Annotated in this window: 13 protein-coding genes; all 13 read left to right on the top strand. The window is 40.2% G+C overall.

Annotation, left to right across the window (positions count from 1 at the left end; genetic code table 11):
* Positions 1-12: 12 nt before the first annotated feature.
* The 13 genes from G2999_RS01750 (at position 13) to G2999_RS01690 (ending at position 24425) form a co-directional block, all read left to right on the top strand.
* Entirely contained in the window at positions 13-3405 is a 3393-nt protein-coding gene (locus tag G2999_RS01750) for a TonB-dependent receptor domain-containing protein (protein WP_232222400.1), read from the top strand.
* Positions 3406-3440: 35 nt separating this feature from the next.
* Positions 3441-4469, top strand: a complete 1029-nt coding sequence (locus G2999_RS01745) for a VCBS domain-containing protein (RefSeq protein ID WP_010178121.1) — start codon at positions 3441-3443, stop codon at positions 4467-4469.
* An 88-nt stretch (positions 4470-4557) separates the two neighbouring features.
* Positions 4558-4977, top strand: coding sequence for a hypothetical protein (locus G2999_RS13660; protein ID WP_010178120.1), 420 nt, complete (start codon positions 4558-4560; stop codon positions 4975-4977).
* 73 nt (positions 4978-5050) lie between these two features.
* Positions 5051-7768, top strand: a complete 2718-nt coding sequence (locus tag G2999_RS01735; RefSeq protein WP_010178119.1) for a VCBS domain-containing protein — start codon at positions 5051-5053, stop codon at positions 7766-7768.
* A 147-nt stretch (positions 7769-7915) separates the two neighbouring features.
* Positions 7916-8746, top strand: a complete 831-nt coding sequence (gene kduI / locus G2999_RS01730) for a 5-dehydro-4-deoxy-D-glucuronate isomerase (protein WP_010178118.1) — start codon at positions 7916-7918, stop codon at positions 8744-8746.
* A gap of 13 nt (positions 8747-8759) precedes the next feature.
* On the top strand, positions 8760-10928 hold the full coding sequence (locus G2999_RS01725) for a multiheme c-type cytochrome (RefSeq protein ID WP_010178116.1): 2169 nt from the start codon (positions 8760-8762) through the stop codon (positions 10926-10928).
* Positions 10929-11042: 114 nt separating this feature from the next.
* A complete protein-coding gene (locus G2999_RS01720; RefSeq protein WP_010178114.1) occupies positions 11043-12593 on the top strand; it encodes a BNR-4 repeat-containing protein in 1551 nt (516 codons plus the stop codon).
* A gap of 9 nt (positions 12594-12602) precedes the next feature.
* Positions 12603-14075 (top strand): sulfatase, encoded by a 1473-nt coding sequence (locus G2999_RS01715; protein WP_010178112.1) that lies wholly within the window; start codon positions 12603-12605, stop codon positions 14073-14075.
* 33 nt (positions 14076-14108) lie between these two features.
* A complete protein-coding gene (gene lldD, locus G2999_RS01710) occupies positions 14109-15248 on the top strand; it encodes an FMN-dependent L-lactate dehydrogenase LldD (protein ID WP_010178110.1) in 1140 nt (379 codons plus the stop codon).
* Between the two features lie 184 nt (positions 15249-15432).
* Positions 15433-17748 carry an alpha-L-rhamnosidase N-terminal domain-containing protein gene (locus tag G2999_RS01705; RefSeq protein WP_232222389.1) on the top strand — a complete coding sequence of 772 codons (2316 nt, stop codon included), beginning with the start codon at positions 15433-15435 and terminating at the stop codon, positions 17746-17748.
* Entirely contained in the window at positions 17745-20831 is a 3087-nt protein-coding gene (locus G2999_RS12760; protein ID WP_010178106.1) for a sulfatase-like hydrolase/transferase, read from the top strand. The genes G2999_RS01705 and G2999_RS12760 overlap by 4 nt, the downstream gene beginning before the upstream one ends.
* Positions 20832-20865: 34 nt before the next feature.
* Positions 20866-21195: an alpha-L-rhamnosidase C-terminal domain-containing protein gene (locus tag G2999_RS01695; protein ID WP_010178104.1), complete on the top strand. Its 330-nt coding sequence runs from the start codon at positions 20866-20868 to the stop codon at positions 21193-21195.
* A gap of 134 nt (positions 21196-21329) precedes the next feature.
* Positions 21330-24425 carry a TonB-dependent receptor gene (locus G2999_RS01690; RefSeq protein ID WP_010178102.1) on the top strand — a complete coding sequence of 1032 codons (3096 nt, stop codon included), beginning with the start codon at positions 21330-21332 and terminating at the stop codon, positions 24423-24425.
* Positions 24426-24530: the final 105 nt, after the last annotated feature.

The raw sequence follows: 24530 nt of genomic DNA, 5'->3' as shown, positions 1-24530 counted from the left end.
TTCATGGGAAATATGAGAAAAAGTAATACTAATTATAAGAAAGCATCAAAAATATTTGGATGTTCAACTGGTATTTTACTTACGTTGTTCACGCCTTCACTAATAGCAGCTCAAGTACAAGCCGCTATTGAATCAGATAACAAGGCCGATGATATTGAGCAAATAGAAGTAACGGGAATTCGAAGCTCACTTGAAACTGCATTGAATGTAAAGCGAGATGCTGATTCAATCGTTGATGCGATTTCTGCTAAAGATATTGACAGTTTACCAGCTCTTAATCTTGGTGAGGCTCTTCAAGCTATCCCAGGTATCCAGCTAAATACTGAAGATGGTTCTCGTAATGCTGAGATTAATTTACGAGGTTTACCTGGTGGTTATGCGAAAGTGACAGCCGAAGGTCAGTCCTTTTCAACGCCAAGTCGAAGTAGTGGTGTGGTAGGTAATTCGAATCCATTTGGTGCATTTGAAGGTGGTGTGTTTGACGGTGTAACAGTAATAAAGGCACCAACTGCAGATCTTCAGGAAGGCGGTATTGGTGGTATTGTAGATAAAAAATTACAACGTGCATTAGGTAAAAAAGATGGTAGATACTCTATCAGCCTTGGGAATCGGTACGAAGAGCTTGCAGATAATATTGATAATTCTATTAGTGCTTCTGGTTCAAAGCATCTTATCAAAGATAAGTTAGCAGTCGCTTTTAAAGTAGCTGCATCTGAACAAAATTTCCGTCGTGATACAGCTAATTTCACTCAATATACATCACTTAACACCATTGATAATAATTCAATTAAAAACACTTCTTTTATTAGTGCGGAAGATTTGAATGATTATAAAGCGCAATATGGAATAACAGAGCCTCTCTCGATTATGAAAGTAATCGGTAAGGCTGGACAAGTCACAGAAAACTCTCGTGGTGATCGTGTATCTGCAACTGGTAATATTGAATATCAAGCAACTGATGCATTGAAACTCGGTGCTAACTTTCTATTTACAAAACGCGATTTAGGCGAAAGCAACATGGAAGATGTTCAGTTTTTCATGAATAGTAATGATAGTAACTTTGACATTCAAAGAGTAACTCCATTGGGCGCGCCAATTCAATTAAGTGCGAATGCTAATCCAGAGTATAATTCAGCTATACATAGCCCTGATTTAGCTACTATACCTGTTTATGCTATTACTCACGCAGAGATCAGCAACGTTAGTTGGTCTCCTTCAAATCGTTTATCATCAAGTAAAGAAGAAGCAAAAGGCATCTTTTTATATGCAGATTATGTCACTGATGACTGGCAAATTGATGGTATGTTAAGTAAATCAAAGGCAGACAGTGAAGGTATTTTAACTGGTTTAGATGTGCGTCATGCTGCTAAACGTAATAACCAATACTATACCGATTTAGATAGTGGTGAGCGTTTGAATTATGCGCCGACTGGAATAAACGGAGTTATTAACACAGGAAATGGTGATTTAAGTAAGGCATTTGCTACGATAAATGGTTATGACGATTATTTTTATAGTGATGTGAATGGTGTTTTAAGTCAAACGGACCCTGATACCGGAGAGCCTCTTTATGATTTAGGCGATAACTCTTGGAAACGTTTCAACAGTGGTTGGTCAAGTATTCCTTTGACGAGTTTCAGTAGTAGACTTGACCCCAAAATTAACCCGCTTGACGTTAATGATTTTCCAGTAGGTTATCTCCCAGAAGCACCTGAAATGCTTACCGAAGCAGAACTAGCAGCCTTATCTCCAGAGCAGCTTGCAGAACGTGCTGAACAGGCAGCAGCTAGGGCTGAAGCACTTTCTAGATTTGGTGGTAAAGCTCTTGATTTCTATGTTAATGGTCGTGTTAATCGCCCAATTCGAGAATATGAATCTGCAGAGTTAAACTTTCAACGGTTTATTGAATTAGGTAATGACAAATTAAGGTTCACTACTGTTAAATTCGGTGGTCGTCATTCACGAGAGACTTTATCTGTTGATGATTTACGTGTTGGCGGTGGAGGTGTGAATTTATCAAACTTCAATCGAGAAAATATATTTAAGGATAGATTGTCATCTGATGATCAAACTGTCTATTTTAATGGTGATTACCCAGGCCATTATGGTTCTAGTACCGGATGGGCTGTTTTAGATTCCAAAAATCTAGCACCAGTAATTCAAGAAGGTCTGAATCCATTAGACCCAGCTACAGGTCTCCCAGTAGAAGAGTATGACATGGCTGATCCTACTGGTTTCCCTGTGAAATTAGAAAATGCAACATCTTCACCTGCTTTTGGTTTGAATCAATTTTACCGTAACAATTTTTCTGCGGATCAAGCTATTAATGCTATTTATCTAATGGGTAAATTTGAAGGTGAAATTGGTGATGTCTCATTTACTGGTAATGCGGGTGTGCGTTATGTTGAAACCACCAATGATGTAATCGGACAAGGTTTTGATGATGAAGGTAAAGGTATCGCAGTACTAGTCGAAACTGATTATGATAATACTTTACCATCATTTAATGCTGCTTTTGAATTAACAGACGATGTTGTATTAAGAACTGCATATTCAAAGGCGCTGGTAAGACCAAACCTACTTTCTCAATCACCCAGTCCAAGAAATGATAATGGCCGAGCAACCGTAAGACTTGAAAATGCAAAAGCGGAAGTGCTTCCTTATACGTCGCAAAATTATGACTTGGCTTTAGCATGGTACAACCGTGAAGGATCTGCAGTGTCTATTGGTATGTTTGTAAAAGACATAAAAGGTAAGATCCAAACCAATAGAATCTGCCCTGTAGGCGATGAAGCTCGCTGGGAAGTAGGTCCATTAGAATTAATTGACGATGGTTCTTCTTTAGGTTTGTGTCAAGAAATAGGTGACTTTGAAACATCAGATGGTGATGTTGTGTCCAATCGAAGAGTTATTATAAATGAAACGTTTAATAGTGATATTCCGATTACGGTTACAGGATATGAATTAGCGGTTCAACAAAAACTAGATTTCTTACCTTATCCTTGGAATGGGTTTGGTGGTGTATTCAACTTTACAAAGGTTGACCTTGATGAAGGTGAAGGTGCGCCAATGACCAGAATAGCTCCGTATTCAGGAAACTTAATCGGCTATTATGAAAATGATGGTTTTAACATTCGTTTTGCTTATAACTGGCAAGATGAGAAGTTATTAAGCGCAGGTGGAGTCACAAATTTCCTAGGAAGCGATGCACGTACACAAACTGCAGGTGGCCGTTTAGATATGTCCGCATCTTATCGTTTCGCGAAAGGATGGAGAGCTAATCTTAGAGCATTTAATCTTAATAATCGTCAAGAATACGAATATATTGGTGGCAATGAAAAAGCGATCAGCAGAATACGTTATGCAGGCCGTATTTATACAGCAAGCATTACTTATAATTTTTAAGTAAAGACGAAAAGAATATTTATAGGACAATTAAAATGAAAAAAACACTATTAGTTTTGTCTATTATGGCTGGCCTTACTGGTTGTGACATTGATAACAGCGAAGCAAAGAAAGTACCGGCTAACTTTAATAATGAGTTTACTACTGAACTTGGTTTTGACGGCACTTCTGGCGAAGGAATGGAAGTGGTTGTGACCTTTGGTCATGGTTCAGCAAATGGGTTCATAGGTGTGACGGATGTGAATTATGGTGAAGCGGATCCTGATTTCAATCTTATACCTGAGGCTCAATATGGCACCTTTACGATGGATGCTAGCGGTAATGGTGCATGGTCATACGATTTAGATGAAACCAACTCTGAGGTGTTAACACTTCAAGGGAATCCTGGCGCATCTTTAACTGAAACTCTAACAATTACCTCATTGGATGGTACTACTACTGTACTTAGTATTGTTATTAACGGCACTCCAGCTGACAGCCCAGCACAGTTTCGTGGGGCGCTTGTCGCAAATGTCTCCAAGTCCGAAACTTTGGGTTTTGGTAGAGCCGAAGTGTATGACGAAAACTTTAATCAATCTGAGTTTAAATTGGCGAATGAAGAAGGTTATGAAGTTCAAGCACAATATGGTGTTTTCACCATCGAAGCTGACGGAAAGTGGCAGTATAATTTAGATAAAAGAAATCCTGGTCTTGATAATATTGTGAACCCAGAAGATGCAACTCAAGAATCATTTACGATTTATTCTGCTGATGGAAGTGAAGTCACATTTACTGTCAATATTACGGGTGCACCGATTAATTTCGCTGCACAAATTCCAAGTGAAACAGATTTAACCAGTGTATTTGCTATAGATTTCTTACACGAAGGTATTACTCAAGCTGATGTTAGTGATGGAAAAATTGCCTTCAAAGCAAAGATGTCAGCTGATAATTTAGTTGCCGGCAATATTGGTTTTACTTGTGATCAATGGAATGGAAATAATGATGGAGTGGCGATAATCGCCGTGTCGCTCAACTTTATATGCAACCAGAAGGGACTATTGAGATGTGGTCTGCTGAATTGAAACCAGGAGGCAGTTTCTCTAATGGTGCAATTGATTTGCCAAAAACGAAAACAATCAATACATAACAGATAAAGTAATTTTTGATCAAATGTTTGTTACGGATGAGTGGGTTGATTTTGTTATGTCATGGGAATTCAATTCAGGTAATAGCCTAACATATATAACGTTATCTATTGATGATACTCCTGTTTCATCATCGCATGGTGCTATTCCTACAAATCCGACACAAAAAATAGTTGCACAAACTGTGGCAGGTTCAAGACTCTACAAATGCCTAGATGAGGCACGTTTTTGGGTAAGAAAAAATGTCGATAATGGTGGTGAAGGTGCTTTATTAATTGATGATATAAAGTTTTATACTGATATTAATGCCGATGTTAAGTTTGATACACCTGATTTTGAAGAAGGTTTTAAAAATAATTCTGATGGTGATCCTATAAAAGCCTCAGGTAATCCGCGCTATCAAAATACCACTACTGATAACATCAAAGTTGTTCGTACTTTGTAATAAAAAATAAAAATTACTCCATATTAAATGAGTGTCATTTTTATGGAGTAACTATGTATTAAGGAATCTTATAATGAAAAGACAACTTTTAACTCTATCCATAATTACTGCTTTAACAGCTTGTGGTAGTGACGATAATATTTTAAATCCGGCCGAAGCACCGTCTATTTCTGGCGATTTATCGGGTGTAGCAACAAAAGCAGCAAACGCCGCAGGCACTATGAAAGTTTTTGATTTAAACCCAGGTGAATCACTTGTTTACCCAGAATCATTTGAAGGGACTTATGGCAGTTTTGAAATTAATGCTGCTGGTGAATGGGAGTACACACTTTACACTGGCTCTGCCGAGCATCCAGATATTACTGCTTTAGTTAAAGCAGGTTTACCTGATTTGAAAGAAAGTTTTACAGTGACTACCGCTGATTCAACCCAACAAGTTATTACTTTGACTGTAAGAGGTATTGATGTACCCGCAACTTTTAAAGGTGACATCGCTAACCGAATCGTCCAAAGAGATACAGGTAAAGGGTCTGTTGAAGGCACTATAACTGTTTCAGATGCAAACCCAGAAGAAGCTTTTTTTGCTGAACTTGAAGCGCCTATCGTAACCTTGTATGGAGCAACTACCTTTGATTCTACAACTGGCGCATGGACTTATGATTTAGATGAAGAAAATGAAGCCGTTATCGCTCTTGCTCCAGACGAATCTTTAGAAGATGTATTTACAATTAAATCTCTTGATGGAACCGAGCAAGTTGTGACTGTGCTTGTTTTAGGTTCTGAGCCAATACCTGCTTCTTTTGAACCATTTTCTAATTTAACAATTATTGATGATGTTAATTTCTCTGCTGTATTTAGTGTTGATGCGGAAAGTTTTACTAGCTCAATTGCAGTTCAAGATCCTAATTATCAAGAAGCTGCGATGAAAGCTGAAAATGCTATTTCAACAACATATGGTTCAGTTACGGTTGACGATAATGGTATCTGGACTTACAGCATTGATTACACAAAAGATGGCATTAATGATTTATACTACGCTGGAGCAAATGATGCACCGCCAAGTGCGACTGATTCATTTGCCCTAACATCTGTTGATGGCACCCAAGCCTTTGTTTCAGTAACCTTACAGGGTGCAGAGTTAGTGCCAGCAGTAATTTCTGGTTTCCCAACATTAGATGATGAAGGTGTTTCATCTTCAGCGGTAAATGCTAATGTGGCATCTGTAACTGGTAAGCTATTAATAGATGATACTAATTTTGGACAATCAAGCTTTATGCCTGAAACGATAGATGGTATTTATGGTGCATTAACGATTATAGAGGGTGGGGATTGGACATATACGCTTAACGATAGCAGTATTGCTGCGCTTCAAAGTAACTCTTTAACGTTACCTTTTAATGAAGAAATTTCAGTCTCATCATTTGATGGTACAACACAGATGGTAAGTGTTTCTATTGTCGCGCTAGAACCTGGAAATTTTGGTTTAAGGGCTGGTGATAGCAATGGTAAAGATGGTAAATGGGTTATCGACATGCCAGACACTACATCTACTGTAGGTAAGGCTACATTTACGATGCGTTTCCCAGAAGATTCAGCTAAAGATGTAAAACTTGTATTTCATGGAAGTAAATATAAACCAACAGAACTCCATAGAACTTTACTTGCACTAACCGTTAGAGCAAATGGAGAATTAAGGTTAAATAACAGTACTGGCAATGGAAAATATTTCACGCTTAATGATACTGTAGTGAAGGGGCAACCTGTTCCTGTTGAATTGACATGGGATGCTTCTTCTGGGCGTCTAGCTAATTTATCATTAAAAATAAATGATACTTTTATTTCTTCAGATGATATCACTGTAGAGGAAGACGGTACGTTTGTTTCATTGGCAACAGCTGCTGCGACAGGTTTACAAGCGGCTGGTCCAGCCTTTTTTGAAATCCAAACCAAAGGCGGTAATAGCTTTGATATTGACGATTTAAAGGTTTATGAATTCAATGATGGCTATAATGAATTATTAATTGAGAAATTTGATGGTGATGATATTTTTGAAAGTAGTTCGATATCGCTTGATTATCAGAGTTCAAATACGAGTAGTAATTCAACGAGTACGGGTGTTGTATTCCCAACGAATTTAGCTTTAAAAGTTGGTGATAACAATGGTAAAGATGGTAAATGGGTTATCGACATGCCAGACACTACATCTACTGTAGGTAAGGCTTCATTTACAATGCTTTTCCCAAATGATTCTGCTAAAGATGTGAAACTTGTTTTTCATGGAAGTAAATATAAACCAACAGAACTCCATAGAACTTTACTTGCACTAACCGTTAGAGCAAATGGAGAATTAAGGTTAAATAACAGTACTGGCAATGGAAAATATTTCACGCTTAATGATACTGTAGTGAAGGGGCAACCTGTCCCAGTTGAATTAACTTGGGATGCATCTTCAGGTCGCCTTGCAATTTTATCACTTAAGATAAATGGTACCTTTATTTCTGCGGATGATATTACATTTTATGAAAACGGTACGTTTGACTCTTTAGCAACAGCTGCTGCGACAGGTTTACAAGCGACTGGTCCAGCGTTTTTTGAAATCCAAACTAAAGGTGGTAATAACTTTATTATTGATGATTTCAAAGTCTATTCTGATGTGAATGGCTGGACAAATATATTGTCTGATAATTTTAATAATCAAACCGAAGATACTAATGTTAGTTTAGATTATCAAAGTTCAAATACGAGTGGAAACTCAACGGCAACAGCTGTTGATATTGAAAATTTAGAATAAGTCACATAACTGACTAAAAACGCCGCCGGTTAAACAGCGGCGTTTTTTTTTGTAGAAACAAAACACAATTAACAAAATGGTTACGTATTGCAATATCAATCATTTTATTGCAGTATCGCTCAACCGTAAGCGAACGAGAAATTTACCATGCAAATTAGACACTCAACCAACCCAAAAGATGCTAAACACTATGATACTCAACGTTTAAGAGACGAGTATTTGATTGAATCGTTAATGGAGCAAGACCAACTTAACTTAGTGTATTCACAGATTGATCGCGTGATTACAGGCGGTGCAGTACCTGTTACCACATCATTGACACTGGCAGCGGGCGATGCATTGCGCGCAACATCGTTCTTACAACGTCGCGAACTAGGCATAATTAATGTCGGCGGTGACGGTGTAGTAACAGTAGGAGATACCGAATATAGTTTAGGTAGACTGGAGTGCTTGTACGTCGGTCGCGGACAACCTGATCCAGTGTTTTCTAGCGATGATGCTAATAACCCTGCGTTATTTTATTTAGTATCTACGCCTGCGCATGCAGAATACCCGACGGTAAAAAGTATGCAATCTGATGCGAATCCAATTCACCTTGGTGATCTTTCTACTAGTAACAAGCGCACTATCTATCAATACATCCATGAAAAAGGCGTACGCAGCTCACAATTGGTGATGGGCTTGACGATCCTAGAAACCGGAAGTGTGTGGAACACGTTTCCAGCACATACACATGACCGCCGCATGGAAGTTTACTTTTACTTTGATTTAGCCGATGATGCACGAGTCATGCACCTGATGGGTGAGCCAGAAGAAACACGTCACCTGATGGTGAAAAATCATCAAGCCGTGTTATCGCCTAGCTGGTCTATTCACAGTGGTGCAGGTACAAGTAACTATGGTTTTATTTGGGCAATGGCGGGTGAAAACCAAGCTTTTGATGATATGGATCCGATTGATCTAGATAACTTTAAATAGATAACACACTCTTATGATGCGATTTTTCATAGCTTTATTTTGCTGTATCTCTTGTGCTGTATTAGCCAGTCCTAGTGATGCCGCAACAGGCTATAAAAATTGCATCGACTGTCATAGTGAACAAGTAAGCTTGTGGCAACAATCCGACCACTTCAAAGCGATGAACCCGCCGACTGCGAAATATGTGTTGGGTGATTTTTCTGGGGTTGTGGTTTCACACTTTTCCCAAAAAGTAACCTTTTATAGCAAAGATGATGCTTATTGGATGTCATTTACTGAGGGTGATACAACCACGGAATATCGTGTTGAGTATACTTTTGGTCATGATCCATTACAGCAGTATCTCATTAAAGCCGATAATGGGCGCTTACAGGTCTTTCCGTTTGCTTGGGATAGTCGACCTAAAGTTGAAGGCGGGCAACGTTGGTATGTTATGTATCCTGAAGAAGATATTCAGGGAAATGATAGACTACATTGGCAGCAGCCTTTACAAAACTGGAATGGTATGTGTGCCGACTGTCACTCTGATGGGTTAAAGCGTAATTATGATACTCATACTGACAGTTTTTCTACTAATTGGGATAACATTAATGTGGGCTGTAAGTCATGTCATACTGATATGTCTGGACATGCGTCTACTTTGATGAATACATTAGACCAAACAGGTTTAGAATACTTGAAAGACACCGCTAAAAAGGTGAGTAAATGGGCTTTTACCGAAGACAACAATATTGCTAGTTGGCAAGGAGAAAAGCGTGATAATCGTTTTATGGAAACCTGTTATGCTTGTCACTCATTGCGTGCTCCTATCACTGATGGGTTTTCAGCAGATACCCCGTTTTTAGATCAGTTCTCGGTCGCTTTACTTGATAACACGATGTATCACGCCGATGGGCAAATCAAAGAAGAAGTGTATGTGTATGGTTCTTTTTTGCAGAGTAAAATGTATAGCGCTGGAGTCAATTGTGTAGATTGTCATAATCCGCACACTATGAAAGTCAAAACTCAAACCAACGGTCTATGCTTACAGTGTCATCAACCACAGGCATATGAAAACTCTCAACATTTAATGCATAAGTCTGGAACTGAACCTGCACAATGTGTGAGTTGTCACATGCCAACTACAACATATATGGGGGTCGATGCTCGTCGTGATCATAGTTTTAAGATCCCCCGTCCTGAATTAACTTCAGCATTTGATATCCCAAATGCCTGTAATAGTTGTCATGTAGATAAAGGGTCGGACTGGGCTGCTCAACAAATAAAGATGAATTATCCTAATAATCGCCCGCTTACAGATTCGGAGAAATTGTTTATTCGTTTATTAGATCAAGGGGGCTTACCGCTTAGTCAACAACTTGCATTAGCCAATGATAAAAATATGAACGAGATATATCGTGCCAGTGCTATTGCATTACTACCTAATAGTACACAGACAGTTACACACAACACAGTGAAAGATTGGTTAGTTTCTGATGATCCCTTGGTCCGTTTAGCTACTGCAAAAATAGGCTCTATGTTAAGTGACGTTGATAAACGAAAAGGCTTTGTTAACTTGCTCTCTGACGAACTGCGCTCAGTACGAGTAGAGGCGGCAGTGCATCTTGTTGGAATGTCATTTGTTGAACCCGAAGTATTCAATCAAGCGTTTGCAGAACTAATGGCTGCCAGAGAACAGGGTATGTGGCGCGGCGAGGGTGGTTTGAATAAAAGCATGATACACATACAGCAAAACGAAATAACACCAGGCATTGAAAGTTTAAAACACAGCATTAAGGTGGATCCTTATTTTGTACCTTCTTATGTTAATCTAAGTAATATTTATAAAATGACAGGAGACACTGCTGCAGAAAAAGCAATGTTTGCAAAGGGCCTGAAACACAACCCTAAGGCTGATTTATTGTTATATAGCTATGCACTGTTTTATATTCGTCAAAATGATGTAGATAATGCTATAGAACAAGCATCACTAGCAATCAAACAGGCACCAACTAACCCGCAATATGCCTACCTTTATTTTTTAGCACTTGATAAGAAAAATAGCACAGCTCAAGCGTTACTCAACTTACGCACCAGTCTTAAACGTTACAATAATAATCCACAGCTGGTGGATTTGGGACTGTATCTTGCTCAAAAACAACAAAATAGACAGCAATATCGTTATTTTATGTCCTTAAAGTAAAGCGACTCCCTCGTTAATTAAATGTAAAAAAAAAACGGATTATAAAGTAGTCATATCTATTCATATTGTGTCATAATCAGTCAGGTTTGTTTTATATTGACTTCGAGGTTACACATGACATTAAGTTCGATTGCGCCATCACGCAAAGCACCATCCGTTATTGCTTCTTCTTTGCTGTTATTTGCTTTTTTAAATGGTTGTTCTGCAACGTCGAGTCCATCATCTAATGTTGTATTAGAAAGCCAAGTAAAAATCACCGAACAAGGTTTGCATTTTAATGGTAAAAAGGTTTCCCATAAAACCCTAAATACTGCAAGCACCCAGCTTGACCAGTTTGATTTCTTTTTTGGTCGTAATATTTCTGCGCATGGTGATGCCATCAAAGTGTATGGCGATTATGTGTTTATGACGTGGTATCGCGGTGGTAAAACCGATCGTCACGTAATGTTATCGCGCTATAATAAAAAGACTGGCACAGTTGCTACGATTGAGTTCCCGCATCGACATACCGGTTTTCGTGGGGACCCTAATATTGGTGAGTCCCACAATTCTATCGGTATAGCCGTCAGTCCGCTTAATGGCACTATACACATGGTCTATGATCTACATGCTTATTCGGACGATAATTTTGGCGGTAAATTTAAAGATGATTTTTTCCGCTATTCATACAGTATTCCTAATACTGCTAACGTACCTGATGAAGAGTTTACTTTAGACCGTTTTGTTAAGGACACCAGTGAGGTGTCTCAAGGGCCTGATGATTACAAACACTTGACAATGACAGGTGATCTTGCTGATAAATCCAATTTCTCTCGCCTAACCTATCCAAAGTTCTTCACCACTACTGACGGTACGATTCTGCTCTATATGCGTTTGGGCGGAAACAATAACGGTGCTTATGTATTTAATCGCTATGATGCCGACACGCAAAATTGGTCACGTTTTACTAAATTTAATGAAAATAACCAACGTAGTAAAGGTAATGATTATAATTGGGGACTTTATGGCAACATGAAGTATCTCAACGGTAAATTACGCGTTGGTTTTCAACAACGCGCTAACATAAAAGATGACAAGTACGTCTATCAAAACGGAATTTACTACGCATACTCTGATCATCCGCAAGGTTTTGGTGATTGGAAAAACCACAAAGGCGAGGAAATGACATGGCCGTTAGTGAATTCTGATGAGATCAAAATTGTCGAACCAGGTGATTATATTTCGCATAGTGAATCAAACTCGGTGCATATTGTTCATGGGTTTGATTGGACTGTTACTGAGCGCGGTGACGTGCACTTTATTAGCTCGTTGCGCTCAACTAATACTAAACGTCCTGATTTTGAACAAGTGCATTTGCACACATATAAGCCTGCCGGTGCAGAGGAGTTTATAACCACCACCGATTTCCCTGGTGCGAGTAAGCTATATACCTCAGGCGATGATATTTTTATTATTGGATTAAACAATGGACTGCCGTTTATCGAAAAAGGTGTTGGCGGTACCAATAATTTTGAGCGGATTTATGAGCAAAGTGGCGGTGTGCGTTTTGACCACGGCGTCGTATATGTTAAAGATGGGAAGGTATATTATTATTTGATGGAAAAAACTTCAGGCGATTCAATGCCATTGCATCTACAAGTCATTGATCTTGGTATTGCTAAGTAGGAGGATGATATGGATAGGCGGAATTTTTTATTGGGTACTATTGGCAGTGCAGTTGCACTGTCAGGTTGTCAGTTTGAAGTGTTCAATCAACTCAAGAAACAATACCCCAATGTGTTGATGCTGATCGTCGATGATCTTAATGATTGGATTGGTCCACTTGGTGGCCATCCGAATACCAAAACTCCCAATATTGACCGTTTGGCTAGGCAAGGAACGGTATTTTCGAACGCTCATGCACCGGCGCCGCTGTGTGGACCCTCTCGAGCTAGTGTGATGACTGGATTAGCTCCAGCCACAACCGGTATATACGGACATGTCAAAGATATTGATATTAAGCGTGCAAACCCCAAAGCCGCAGAATCCGTATTCTTAAGTGAATATTTTCGTAAGCACGGCTACTATACCGCCGCAGTTGGCAAAGTATTTCATCAAGGTATTGCTCCCAACAGTTTTGACGAGTTTGGTGGTCGATACAAGGGTTTTGGACCATCACCTGATGAGCGTTTTAAATGGCATGATAAGCGCACCAATACCGATTGGGGGGCGTTTCCTGATGATGATGAGCAAATGCCTGACTATGATGCTGCGCAATGGTTAGCTAAACAGCTTGGACGTAATCATAACAAACCGTTTTTTATGGCTGGTGGTTTTTTGAGACCTCATGCTCCGTGGTATGTTCCGCAAAAATGGTTTGATATACATCCTTTGGAAGACATTGTTTTGCCCCCTTTCTTACCTAATGATTTGGATGACGTGCCCGATATCGCCAAAGCCGTCAGTGCACATCCAATGATGCCAACGACAGAATGGGCACTTGAGAACAATGAATGGAAAAATATTGTACAGGGATATTTAGCCAGTGTTTCATTTGTTGATTCGTGTGTGGGCATTGTTTTGGATGCGTTAGAAAATAGCCCATACGCTGATAATACAGCCGTTGTGTTATGGGGTGATCACGGCTACTCCCTTGGTGAAAAAAGTAAATTTGCGAAGATGTCATTATGGGAGCGTGCCACGCGTACTCCGTTAATCATAACGCCGCCAAAAAATAAAGTGAGTGGTGATGCGAATAATGTTGTCAACCAACCAGTTAGCTTATTAGATTTGTATCCAACACTTATTAAGATCTGTGGTTTACCAGAAAACACACAAAACCAAGGGGTAGATATTAGTCCGTTAATGCGCCAGCCTGATTTGCCATGGCAGCACGCTGCAGTCACAACCTATGGTCCGAACAATCACGCGGTAAAAACGTCGCGTTATCGTTATATAAAATATGCCGATGGTAGTGAAGAATTATATGATCACGAATATGATGTTAATGAATGGCATAACGTTGCTGGTGATCCTCGTTACTATCAGATACAACAAGAATTAATTAGGCATTTGCCCACAGACAATGCTCCATGGTCCCAAGTGTCAAATTATACTGGTAACCCGTACTTTAAAGCATTGACAGAGAATGCATCAAGCACTCAGTAAGTATACTAATTTTATAAGGGAAATATTTTAATCATGGTTATATCCGCGACAACCGATTACCGCGCAGCTGCGCAAGCTAAACTACCGCCTTTTTTATTTCATTATATTGATGGTGGTTCTTATACTGAAACGACATTAAAAAATAATGTTAGCGATTTACAAGACATCGCTTTGAAGCAAAAAGTCTTAAATGATATGTCAGAATTGAGCCTTGAGCACGATGTATTTGGTGAAAAATTATCAATGCCAGTGGTACTTTCTCCCGTTGGGCTAACTGGAATGTATGCTCGCCGCGGTGAGGTTCAGGCGGCAAAAGCAGCTGAAAAGATGGGGATCCCTTTTACTATGTCGACGGTCTCTGTGTGTCCTATTGAAGAAGTCACACCAGCGATTAAACGCCCAATGTGGTTTCAACTGTACGTGTTAAAAGACCGTGAGTTTATGAAAAACGTGCTGGAACGCGCTAAGGCTGCAGGCGTTACAACGTTAGTCTTTACTGTAGATATGCCAACGCCTGGTGCTCGTTATCGTGACATGCACTCAGGTATGAGTGGGCCATACGCAGAATTTCGTCGGGTAATGCAAGCAGTTGCTCATCCCTCTTGGGCGATGGATGTTGGTTTATTAGGCAAACCTCATGATTTGGGCAATATTTCTGCATATCGTAATAAAACGACCAAGTTAGGTGATTATATAGGATGGCTAGGTGATAATTTTGACACGTCGATTTCGTGGCAGGATTTGGAATGGATCCGCGAGTTTTGGGATGGTCCATTAATTATCAAAGGTATATTGGATGTTGAAGATGCTAAAGATGCAGTGCGCTTTGGTGCAGACGGAATTGTTGTTTCTAATCATGGTGGACGCCAACTCGATGGGGTTATGTCCTCAGCAAAAGCATTGCCTCTGATTGCTGATGCGGTGAAAGGTGATATTAAGCTGTTTGTGGATTCGGGTATTCGCAGTGGATTAGATGTAGTACGGATGCTGGCACTTGGTGCTGATTGTACTATGTTAGGACGCTCGTATATTTATGCATTAGCCGCGAGAGGGCAACAAGGCGTAGAGCATTTGTTGAGTCTTTATCAAAATGAAATACGCGTAGCGATGACGCTGACAGGAGCTAAGTCAATTGGTGAGATTGGAAATCACTCCATTGCAAGAGCTATGTAGTCGGTATTTATATTGTACTAATATTGTCGGATGGTCACGCATGGGTTGGCTGTGCGTGTAGCACGTGAGTTAGATGATCAGTATCGAATGAATGAACGTCAGGCTTTATAGTATTAATTAGGTTATAAGTGGAGAACGTACTATGCATCTTTTTTTAAAAAATTCAGTTTTCGGTTGTATGATTATGCTGGCTTCTTTATCTTCTCAAGCTGTAGAGTGGGAGGCTAATTGGATCTGGGAGAAGACCCGTTTTACCGACCCTAACACTTGGGTTGCCTTCCGAAAGAATGTATCTCTAGACCACGTGCCAGCTAATACGAAAGCATACATCAGTGCAGATACAAAATATTGGCTATGGATTAACGGCGAGTTAGTCGTCTTTGAAGGGAGTTATACGGGAGGACCAAGCCCTGTTAAAGCCTCCCCACGTGTGGACTATTTTCCTATTGCTTCTAACAAATATTACGATGAAGTTGATATCAGTGATTATTTGCAAGAAGGCAAAAATACGATTGCTGCGCTGGTTTGGTATTACGGAGATAATGGACAAAAAGGAACGCATATATCATCTAATAAAGGCGGTTTTATTTTTCAAGCTGATGTTGGTGGTATCAAAATATTAACTAATAATACTTGGAAAGTTAAGACTCATCCAGCCTTCGCCAAAAAGGTTACTAAAAAATCACCTTACCGCATTGCTGCATGGAATGTCGACTATGATGCACGTTTGGCAATGGGAGATTGGACTGAGCAAGGCTGGGTTCAACAAGTATTTGATGATTCAACATGGCAATCTGCTCATGGTCATCTTATTCCTCCCAGAGCACCTTTTTATAAGCTATTTCCCAGTGAAATTCCAATATTGCATGATTATGGTTTGAGCAATTGTAGTAATTATACACAAGACCAATTCCCATTCGTTAGTGATGGTAAGACGATACGTTGTAAGCTAGATTTTAATAAAAATTTTACGCCTTATTTTGATATTGAGGCTAACGCGAATGAGGTCATACATATCAATAGCAATATGCGTTTAAATACTATTGAGACTACATATACCACTCGGCAAGGGCGTCAGCAGTTTGAATCATACTCTTGGTCAAATGGTCGAATTATTAATTTTAAGATTCCAAAAGGAGTGATCGTCCACGGGCTAAAATATCGATGGACCGGAGTTGGTCAAACACCAGGTCATTTTTCTTCAGATGACCCATGGCTGAATAGAATCTGGCAAATGGCTGAAAATACGCTTTATATTTGTGCACGTGATAATTTTATGGATACTCCTGATAGAGAGCGAGGGTTGTGGATTGGTGACGTTGCAGATCAGGCGAGTTATTTATTTTATTCAATGGATCAACCTGGTCGAGATTTATTAAAGAAGGCAATTAAAGTTACCTTGGCCTTCAGCGATACTGAAACGGGTATTTTTGCAGGCCTTGCACCAGGTAGATTTCGAGAATTACCCGCGCAAAGCTTACAGTTTATTGATCAAGGCATTTGGCACTATTATTTTAATACTGGTGATATTGAAACACTTAAATTTGCTTATCCTTATGTGCATCGATATTTAACACTATGGGGTTTGCGTGAAAACGGTCTAGCTACTTTTAGAAGCGGTGCTTGGAAATGGACGGATTGGGGGCCGCAAGACACGATTGACTATGACGTTATTCAGAATGCTTTGTATTACAGTGCGTTAAAAGCAGCTAAAAATATGGCATTAGCATTGGGTGATGAAACTCACTTAAGCTTTTATGATTCTCGTATTTCCTCAATCAAGCGCGCCTATCAACAGCAATACTGGCAAGATGGATTTTTTAGCAGTCAGCCGGATAAATATAAAGATGATCGCGCCAATGCTATCGCAATTCTATTCGGTCTTGCTGAGCCTTCACAATACCAACAAATCGTTGATAATGTTCTCATCCCCAATCACTATTCAAGTCCGCATTTTGAGTGGATGGTATATAACGCGATGGCAATAGCGGGTCGTCATCGTGATGCGCTTGTGCGGATGAAAACTCGTTACGCAAAACAAGTTAATAACCCTGCTTTATCGACATTGGCAGAATACCTTCCATCTGGTGGAACTGAAAACCACGCATGGAATGCACCGAGTACTGTGTTAAGTCAGTTTATTGCTGGTATTGCTCCCACATCCGTAGCATGGGAAGAATATGAAATTAAGCCGAATATGGCACATATGAAACGTGTAAATCAACTCGTTCCAAGCGTGAAAGGTGATATTGATTTTATGATTGAGCGTAGCGACACGCAGATTGATATAACACTTGTATCGCCATCAGATACAACTGCAATTTTAGGCATTCCTAAACGTTATTTCAATATTTCCTCTATTGTATTTAATGATGAATCTATTTGGCAGGCAGGGCGTATGCAAGAGCAAATGCTGGGTATTGAATTTATTGGTCAAGATAAAGATTTCATCAACTTCAAAATCGCACCAGGTCAATGGAAAATAAGGTCCTTTAAATGAATAAAGTTCAATTCCATCGCCTTCATAATCCAAGAAATATCAGTATGTTTATGTATTGTTTCCTCATATTTATCATGTTTTCAAGTCATGCACTTGAACAGGACAAAAATGCTGATGATAAAAACTCTAAACCCAATATTCTTGTGTTCATGATTGATGATTTGCGTCCTGATTTGGGTAGCTATGGACATGCTCATGCAATTACTCCTAATATTGATAAACTAGCTAATCAAGGTGTGAGTTTTAATCGAGCTTATGCTCAGCAAGCTATTTGTGGTCCATCAAGAGTGAGTATTATGACTGGCCTAAGACCGGAAACTACTGGGTTGTATACTATTCGTCGAGATGGTCGATTGCGCCCAAACCAACCCAATGTTGTATCTCTACCCCAGTTATTTAAGGCGAACGGTTATAAAACTATTAGTATTGGCAAGGTCTACCACAGCACTACAGATGATCAAGAGAACTGGTCGACACATATTAAAAAATTACCTAATTTTTATGTCGATCCAGAAAAGCAGGCGGTTAGATATGCTTATGAAGCTGGAAACGTAGAGGACGATTTTTATAAAGATGGGAAGGTTGCTCGTGATGCAGATATTGCATTACGTGAACACCAAAACGATCCATTTTTAATGTTTGTTGGATTTAGCAAACCACATTTACCCTTTAATGCACCTAAAAAATACTGGGATATGTATCAACGCGATCAATTCACCGTGCCAAGTAGAAAGACACCAGACAATATGTTTAGGCTCGCTTTGACTAAATGGAATGAGTTACGCATGTACGGTGGTATACCAAAGGAGGGTTATACAGACGACGAACTCACTAAAACCTTGATTCATGCCTATTACGCGACGGTGAGCTATATGGATGCGCAGGTAGGAAAAGTCTTAAACACACTGGACGAACTAGGACTACGTGAAAATACCACGGTTATTTTTATGAGTGATCATGGATATAAACTTGGTGAGTATGGCGCGTGGAATAAGCATACTAATATGGAGCTGGATACACGCGTACCTTTGATTATCAGTCAGGCACTTGAAGAGCCGAAGCGAAAATCAGGTGTTACGAGCGATGCGTTAGTAGAATATGTCGATATTTTCCCGACGATTGCGGAAACGGCAGGTCTGCCACTACCTGTTCTCGATGGCGTTAGCTTAAAACCTCTGCTCGAACAGCCTCAAATTCAACTCAAGCAGGCAGCGTTTAGTATATTTAATCGCGGGCCTCTAATGGGAGTATCTGTTACCGATGGATTATGGCGTTATACCGAATGGCGTGACGCAAATTCGCATGCCATCAAATTTAAAGAGTTGTATGATCATCGTGACAGTCAGGTCGCAACTGAAAATGTGGCTAAACAACCACAATATGCAGAAGTAGAAACGCGTCTTCGGGACATGTTACAACAGCAGTATCCTTTAGATGGGCCCTCATTTTATGCACCGCGTAACGTCATTAATAATACGGTAACAATCAATGCCGATCTTCGAGACCAAGATGCTCATGCAGGCGAAATGTTTGATTTTTTCGATGTCGCGGTCAGAACCGAGCGTGGTAACCCAAAATCAAAACCTGCAACTTATGGTCGTACACCCAAAGTGACGACTGTGCGTATGTTAGGTGGTTGGTATAATCAAGATATTTCCGGTGATACATATCAATGGGATGGCGAGCAATATGTCTATAATTTTAAGGTAGCAACTCAGCGTATCGACCGCTGGTTGGCAAATGATTGGGATATCTTTCAGATTGTCCTTGATAATCCGCCATGGGCATTTCAGCGAGGGATTAACTTTGTGGATAAGCCTGATGGTAACAATTACTTAAGTAAAGATCGGGTTGGTGTATATGGCAATGGAATCCCCCCAAATGATGCGAAAGCGTGGTCGCAGTATATTGCAGCATTTATACAACATCTAGTATCAACATATAGTAAAGAAACTGTATTGCAATGGCGCTTTCGTATCGGTTCGGAAATTGATACGCGGCCACAGCATTGGGCGGGTACGCGTGAAGAGTTTTTTGCCCATTATCAGAATACTGTCGAGGCAGTTAAAAGCGTGTTACCTGATGCCGTCGTTGGAGCACATTTTCGTGAGGCGTCTCATAAAAGCAAATACATAGACTATACTGGTCAGAGTGAAGATGCTTATGCGCCATCTTTTGTAAATTGGGCCAAAAAACATAATGTCCCTTATGATTTTTTAGCTATATCCTATTATCCGCATATTACGCATCCTCATGAGATGGATATGGAGAATGTCTATACTCAACAAATAGCTCCAATTGTGGAGCACCCTGACTATAATCAAAATGCCAGTTTTGAGATTCATGAATTTAAATTCATTGTCAAGATGGAGCGTGCTGGTTTTGTAAGTGTCGGAACATCACATAATTCTGCATTTTTCGCCATGCTCTCGAAAATGGCGTTACAAAAAAATATTCGACAGATATTTCAGTGGGGTAATGCTCATGGGGGGTATTACAATGGAGAAGCAATGACGCAGTTTGCTCTACATGGTATGTTGGGCAGTCGTATTTATACTAATACGGTGACAGGTTCCCCATTGATCTTGGATAATAATATTGATGCAATCGTGACTCAGCACCCAGACAACCATGCGATTGATGTGCTGGCATACAATTTTAATAACAAAAACTTGACGTATCAGTCTCCAGAATCACTGTCATTATCTCTCAATGTAAAGCAAGCGGTAGGTACCAGCTATCAGTATCGCGTTGCGCAACTTGATCGTGCATCTAATATTGAACAAGTATTCACTGCGGAGTCACCAAAAGCCACCATTCCGGTTAGTGCCGGTGGCTGGTTGTTGCCCAATACCCATCCTACTGCGGCATTAAATAAACGCCTAAACTCGCAAGGGTTAAAACAATTTAATGTGTTTCGCTCTGGGTTTGAGCGTAAAAACCAGCTCGTATGGAGTGAATGGGTAGACGCAGAGACTTTGCCAAATAAACAGAGTGGATCAAAGATCAAGATAAACCGTGTAATCCCATCGTTTAGCGTGCAAAAGTATGAAATAAAGTGGCTGCATACAGCAGATTTGTAATAAAAAGGATTCAGTTGATATTGCACCCAAAGAAGTGCGAGCAAAGGTAGCTCAAGCCATCAATAACGATGTTATCAGTACATGGAATGGACATGCCTCAGTTGGTGCACTAGCTCAGACCTATTTATATCTTGCATTGAGTGATTATGGTTATGGCGATACTGCCTTTAATATTTCAATAGGATACAGCACGATTGATAGCCAATGGGAACGTCAGGTGGATACTATTATTTGGCGTTTTACGGTCCCAAGTAATACTTCGGCGCTTTTGGATTTAGCTGGACCATATACACAATATAGTGGGAAGTATAAAGCAGGGCGGTATTTAAAAACATTCAAGTTGAAATGCAATGACTATAAATGATTTTTTTATTATTTTTTTGATTGTTAATGATTTGATTTGATTTTTTGTATATGTTAATTTAATGTTGAGTTTATGATAAATATTTAAGTCTTTACTCTTTTTTATGGATTTTGCTCTTAATATTAGGAAGACATATGAAAACAACTAAGCACACATTCAAAACAGGCACGGCAGCATTATTGCTTGCTGTAAGCACGCCAACCGTTATTGCACAAGAAGTTAACGAGGCGTTATCTAAACAAGAGGAATCTGTTGAAGTTATCAAGGTAACTGGCGTACGCGACGCGCTAGAGGCAGCTTTGTTAGTTAAGCGCGACGCTAGTTCTGTTGTTGACGCAATCTCAGCAAACGACATTGATGATTTACCAGCACTTGATTTAGGTGAAGCCTTACAGGCACTGCCTGGAATTCAGTTGAACCGCGATGGCGGTCAACGTGATTCTGAAATCAGCTTGCGTGGTTTACCGGGAGGATTTGTTAGAACCACTGCCGGAGGACAATCAATTGCTACGCCAAGCCGAAGTGCAGGCGCGGCAGGTGCCTCTAATCCATTTGGTGCATTCGAAGCTGGTATATTTGATGGTGTTACTGTTGTAAAAAGTCCGACGGCCGATCTTCAAGCCGGTGGCGTTGCTGGTATCGTTGATCTTAAATTTCAACGTGCATTAAGCAAGCGTGACGGTCTGATGAAGGTGGATTTAGGTTCTCGCTATGAGGATTTATCAGAAGAATTTAATACAACATATCGCTTCCAAGGTGTTAAGCATTTTATGGATGGTCGCCTTGGCGTTGCTTTTAAAGTTGCTGGTTCAGAACAAAACTACCGTCGCGACACAGTTAACTTTACGCAATACACTAACCTTGTCAATTTTAACCAGGAGACAGGTGAGCAGACGGGTGTTAGACCGATTATAAGTGCCGAGGCAATTGATGAATATCGTGCTTTGCATGGCCTTCCTGATAATTCACAAATCCGTGTTATCTCCCGTGCAGGGCAGGCCGCCGAGGTTAGTAATGGTGATCGCCATTCCGGTGCGATCAATCTTGAATTTAAAGCGACTGAACATTTTAAACTTGGTTTAGATTATATTTACACCAAGCGTACTCTTGACCGTAGCAATTTAGAAGACTCTCAATTTTTAGCACGTCGTCAAGCCGATAACTCACAGCAACAAGTCACATTAATTGGCGCACCCTCTTCTTCGGGTTTTGCAGGCCCTGGCGAACCTCAGACTTACACAGTCGGACATGCGAGTTGGACTAATTTAAACTGGTTGCCAGCCAACCGATTATTTCAATTTACTGAAGATGCTGACGGCTTATTTGTATACGCTGATTATGCAAAAGATGATTGGGTAGTAGATGCCAAGTTTTCACGTTCAGAATCAGAAAATTTCTTTATTAACGAAGGCATAGACTTACGTCATCAGGTGGATGGCAGTCGCCAACGTTGGGCGCCAACTGGGATAGATGTTGAAATTAACACAGGCAACGGCAATTTAGCTCAGGCCTTCGTCCAAGTGCAAGATCCTTCAGTGTTGAGTTCGTTTATCTATGACGGAGATTGGAGCACACCGAATGCTTCTGGATTTAACAGTACGTTGCCCGACTCAGTAAATGACGGTCGCCGAGTTCAATTTTATGTCAATGGCCGTGTAGATAATCCAATACGTGAACTGGACTCTGGCGAGTTCAATGTTTCTCGTTATACCGACCTCGGTTTTGGTGATACTTTTCGTTTAGAGTCAGTAAAGGGCGGTTATCGTTATCAAACTGAAGAATTAGTAAATAATGATTTGCGGGTCGGTGCTGGCGGGCTGAATGCTGAGGCGCTAACAACTGAAAATATTTTTGGTGATGCGCGATTGTTTGTCGAAACTCAAGGGCCATTTTTCAAAGGAAACTTCCCAGGTGCATTTGGTCCGGGAACAGGTTGGAGCACAATCGATTCTGTAAATATTCGTCCATTGCTACAACAAGGGATTTTAGACCGTTTACCTGAGGGTTCTGCGCTCGCTGACCCCACAGGATGGGGAGTTAGATTAGCGGGTGGCCGCAACCAATTTTACGCACGTAATTTCAGTACCGTTCAAGATATTACTGCGGCATACATTATGGGTAACTTTAGTGGTGAACTTGGTTCAGTCTTTTATGCTGGTAATTTAGGTTTTAGAAGAATCGAAACCGATAATGAATTCACTGGTGCATTCCTTGACGCAGATGGTGTTTTGCAAACACGTACTACTGGCAACAGCTATACGCATACTCTGCCTTCGTTTAACGTTAAATTTGAATTAACTGACGATGTTATTTTACGCTTGGCGAGTTATGAAGGAATTGTGCGACCAAATTTACGTAGTCAAAACCCTACAACAATTGTCACAGCTAACGAAAATGACGATGGTGATATCACTAGCGTTCGCGTGGACCTACCAGCGTCAGATGTAGAACCATATACAGCAGATAACTTTGACATTTCGCTCGAATGGTATAACCGCGAGGGTAGTGCTATTTCAGTTGGTTTCTTTGAAAAAGAGATTACCGGGCTATTTGGCAGCGCTCCAGCTTGTGGAGATGATATTCCAACAGATGTCAGTGACGGACTATTCGGTCCTACTGGGCTAGTAGAGGGTGGCGGTACTGGTGGTTTAGAGTGCCGCGAACTTGAGCCATTTACTAGTTCTGACGGTACAACCAATGATTTGGGTCGTCGCATTACGGTTAACCAAGCTATTAATACACCAGGATCTATTAAAGTCTCTGGTTATGAGCTTGCCGTTCAGCAGAAACTCGACTTTTTACCTTACCCGTGGAACGGTTTTGGTGGCGTATTTAACTATACCAAGATCAATACTGACGAATCAGACGACGGTACAACGCTATTACGCGTATCTCCTGAGTCATATAATGTCGTTGGTTACTGGGAAAACGAAAAATATAGTATCCGTTTAACCTATAATTGGCGTGAAGCGCAGCAGCTATCTCAAAACATTATTTTAGATGGCACCAACTCAGCTTTCTTAGGTACAGATGCACGTTTCGAAACAGATCGTGGTCGCCTTGATATGGCAGCATCTTATCGCTACAGCGATAAGTTACGATTTGATTTGCGCGCCTTTAACTTGACCGAAGACCAAGGCTATGAATACATCGGCGGCAACGAGGATGCAGTAAACCGTATCCGCTTTGCAGGTCGCACGTATCGCGTAGGCGTAAGCTATACATTCTAACAAGACGTTGTTAGCAGGATTATAATCCTTAGAAACCCAACTGAGTGAAAACACAGTTGGGTTTTATTTTATATTTAACGTTAATAGTTATAAAAATAAGAGAGA

The sequence above is a fragment of the Glaciecola sp. HTCC2999 genome, assembly GCF_000155775.1.
Classification (GTDB): Bacteria; Pseudomonadota; Gammaproteobacteria; order Enterobacterales; family Alteromonadaceae; genus Opacimonas.
Note: the sequence above shows the minus strand (reverse complement) of the source record. Positions and strands in the feature narration are given on the sequence as shown.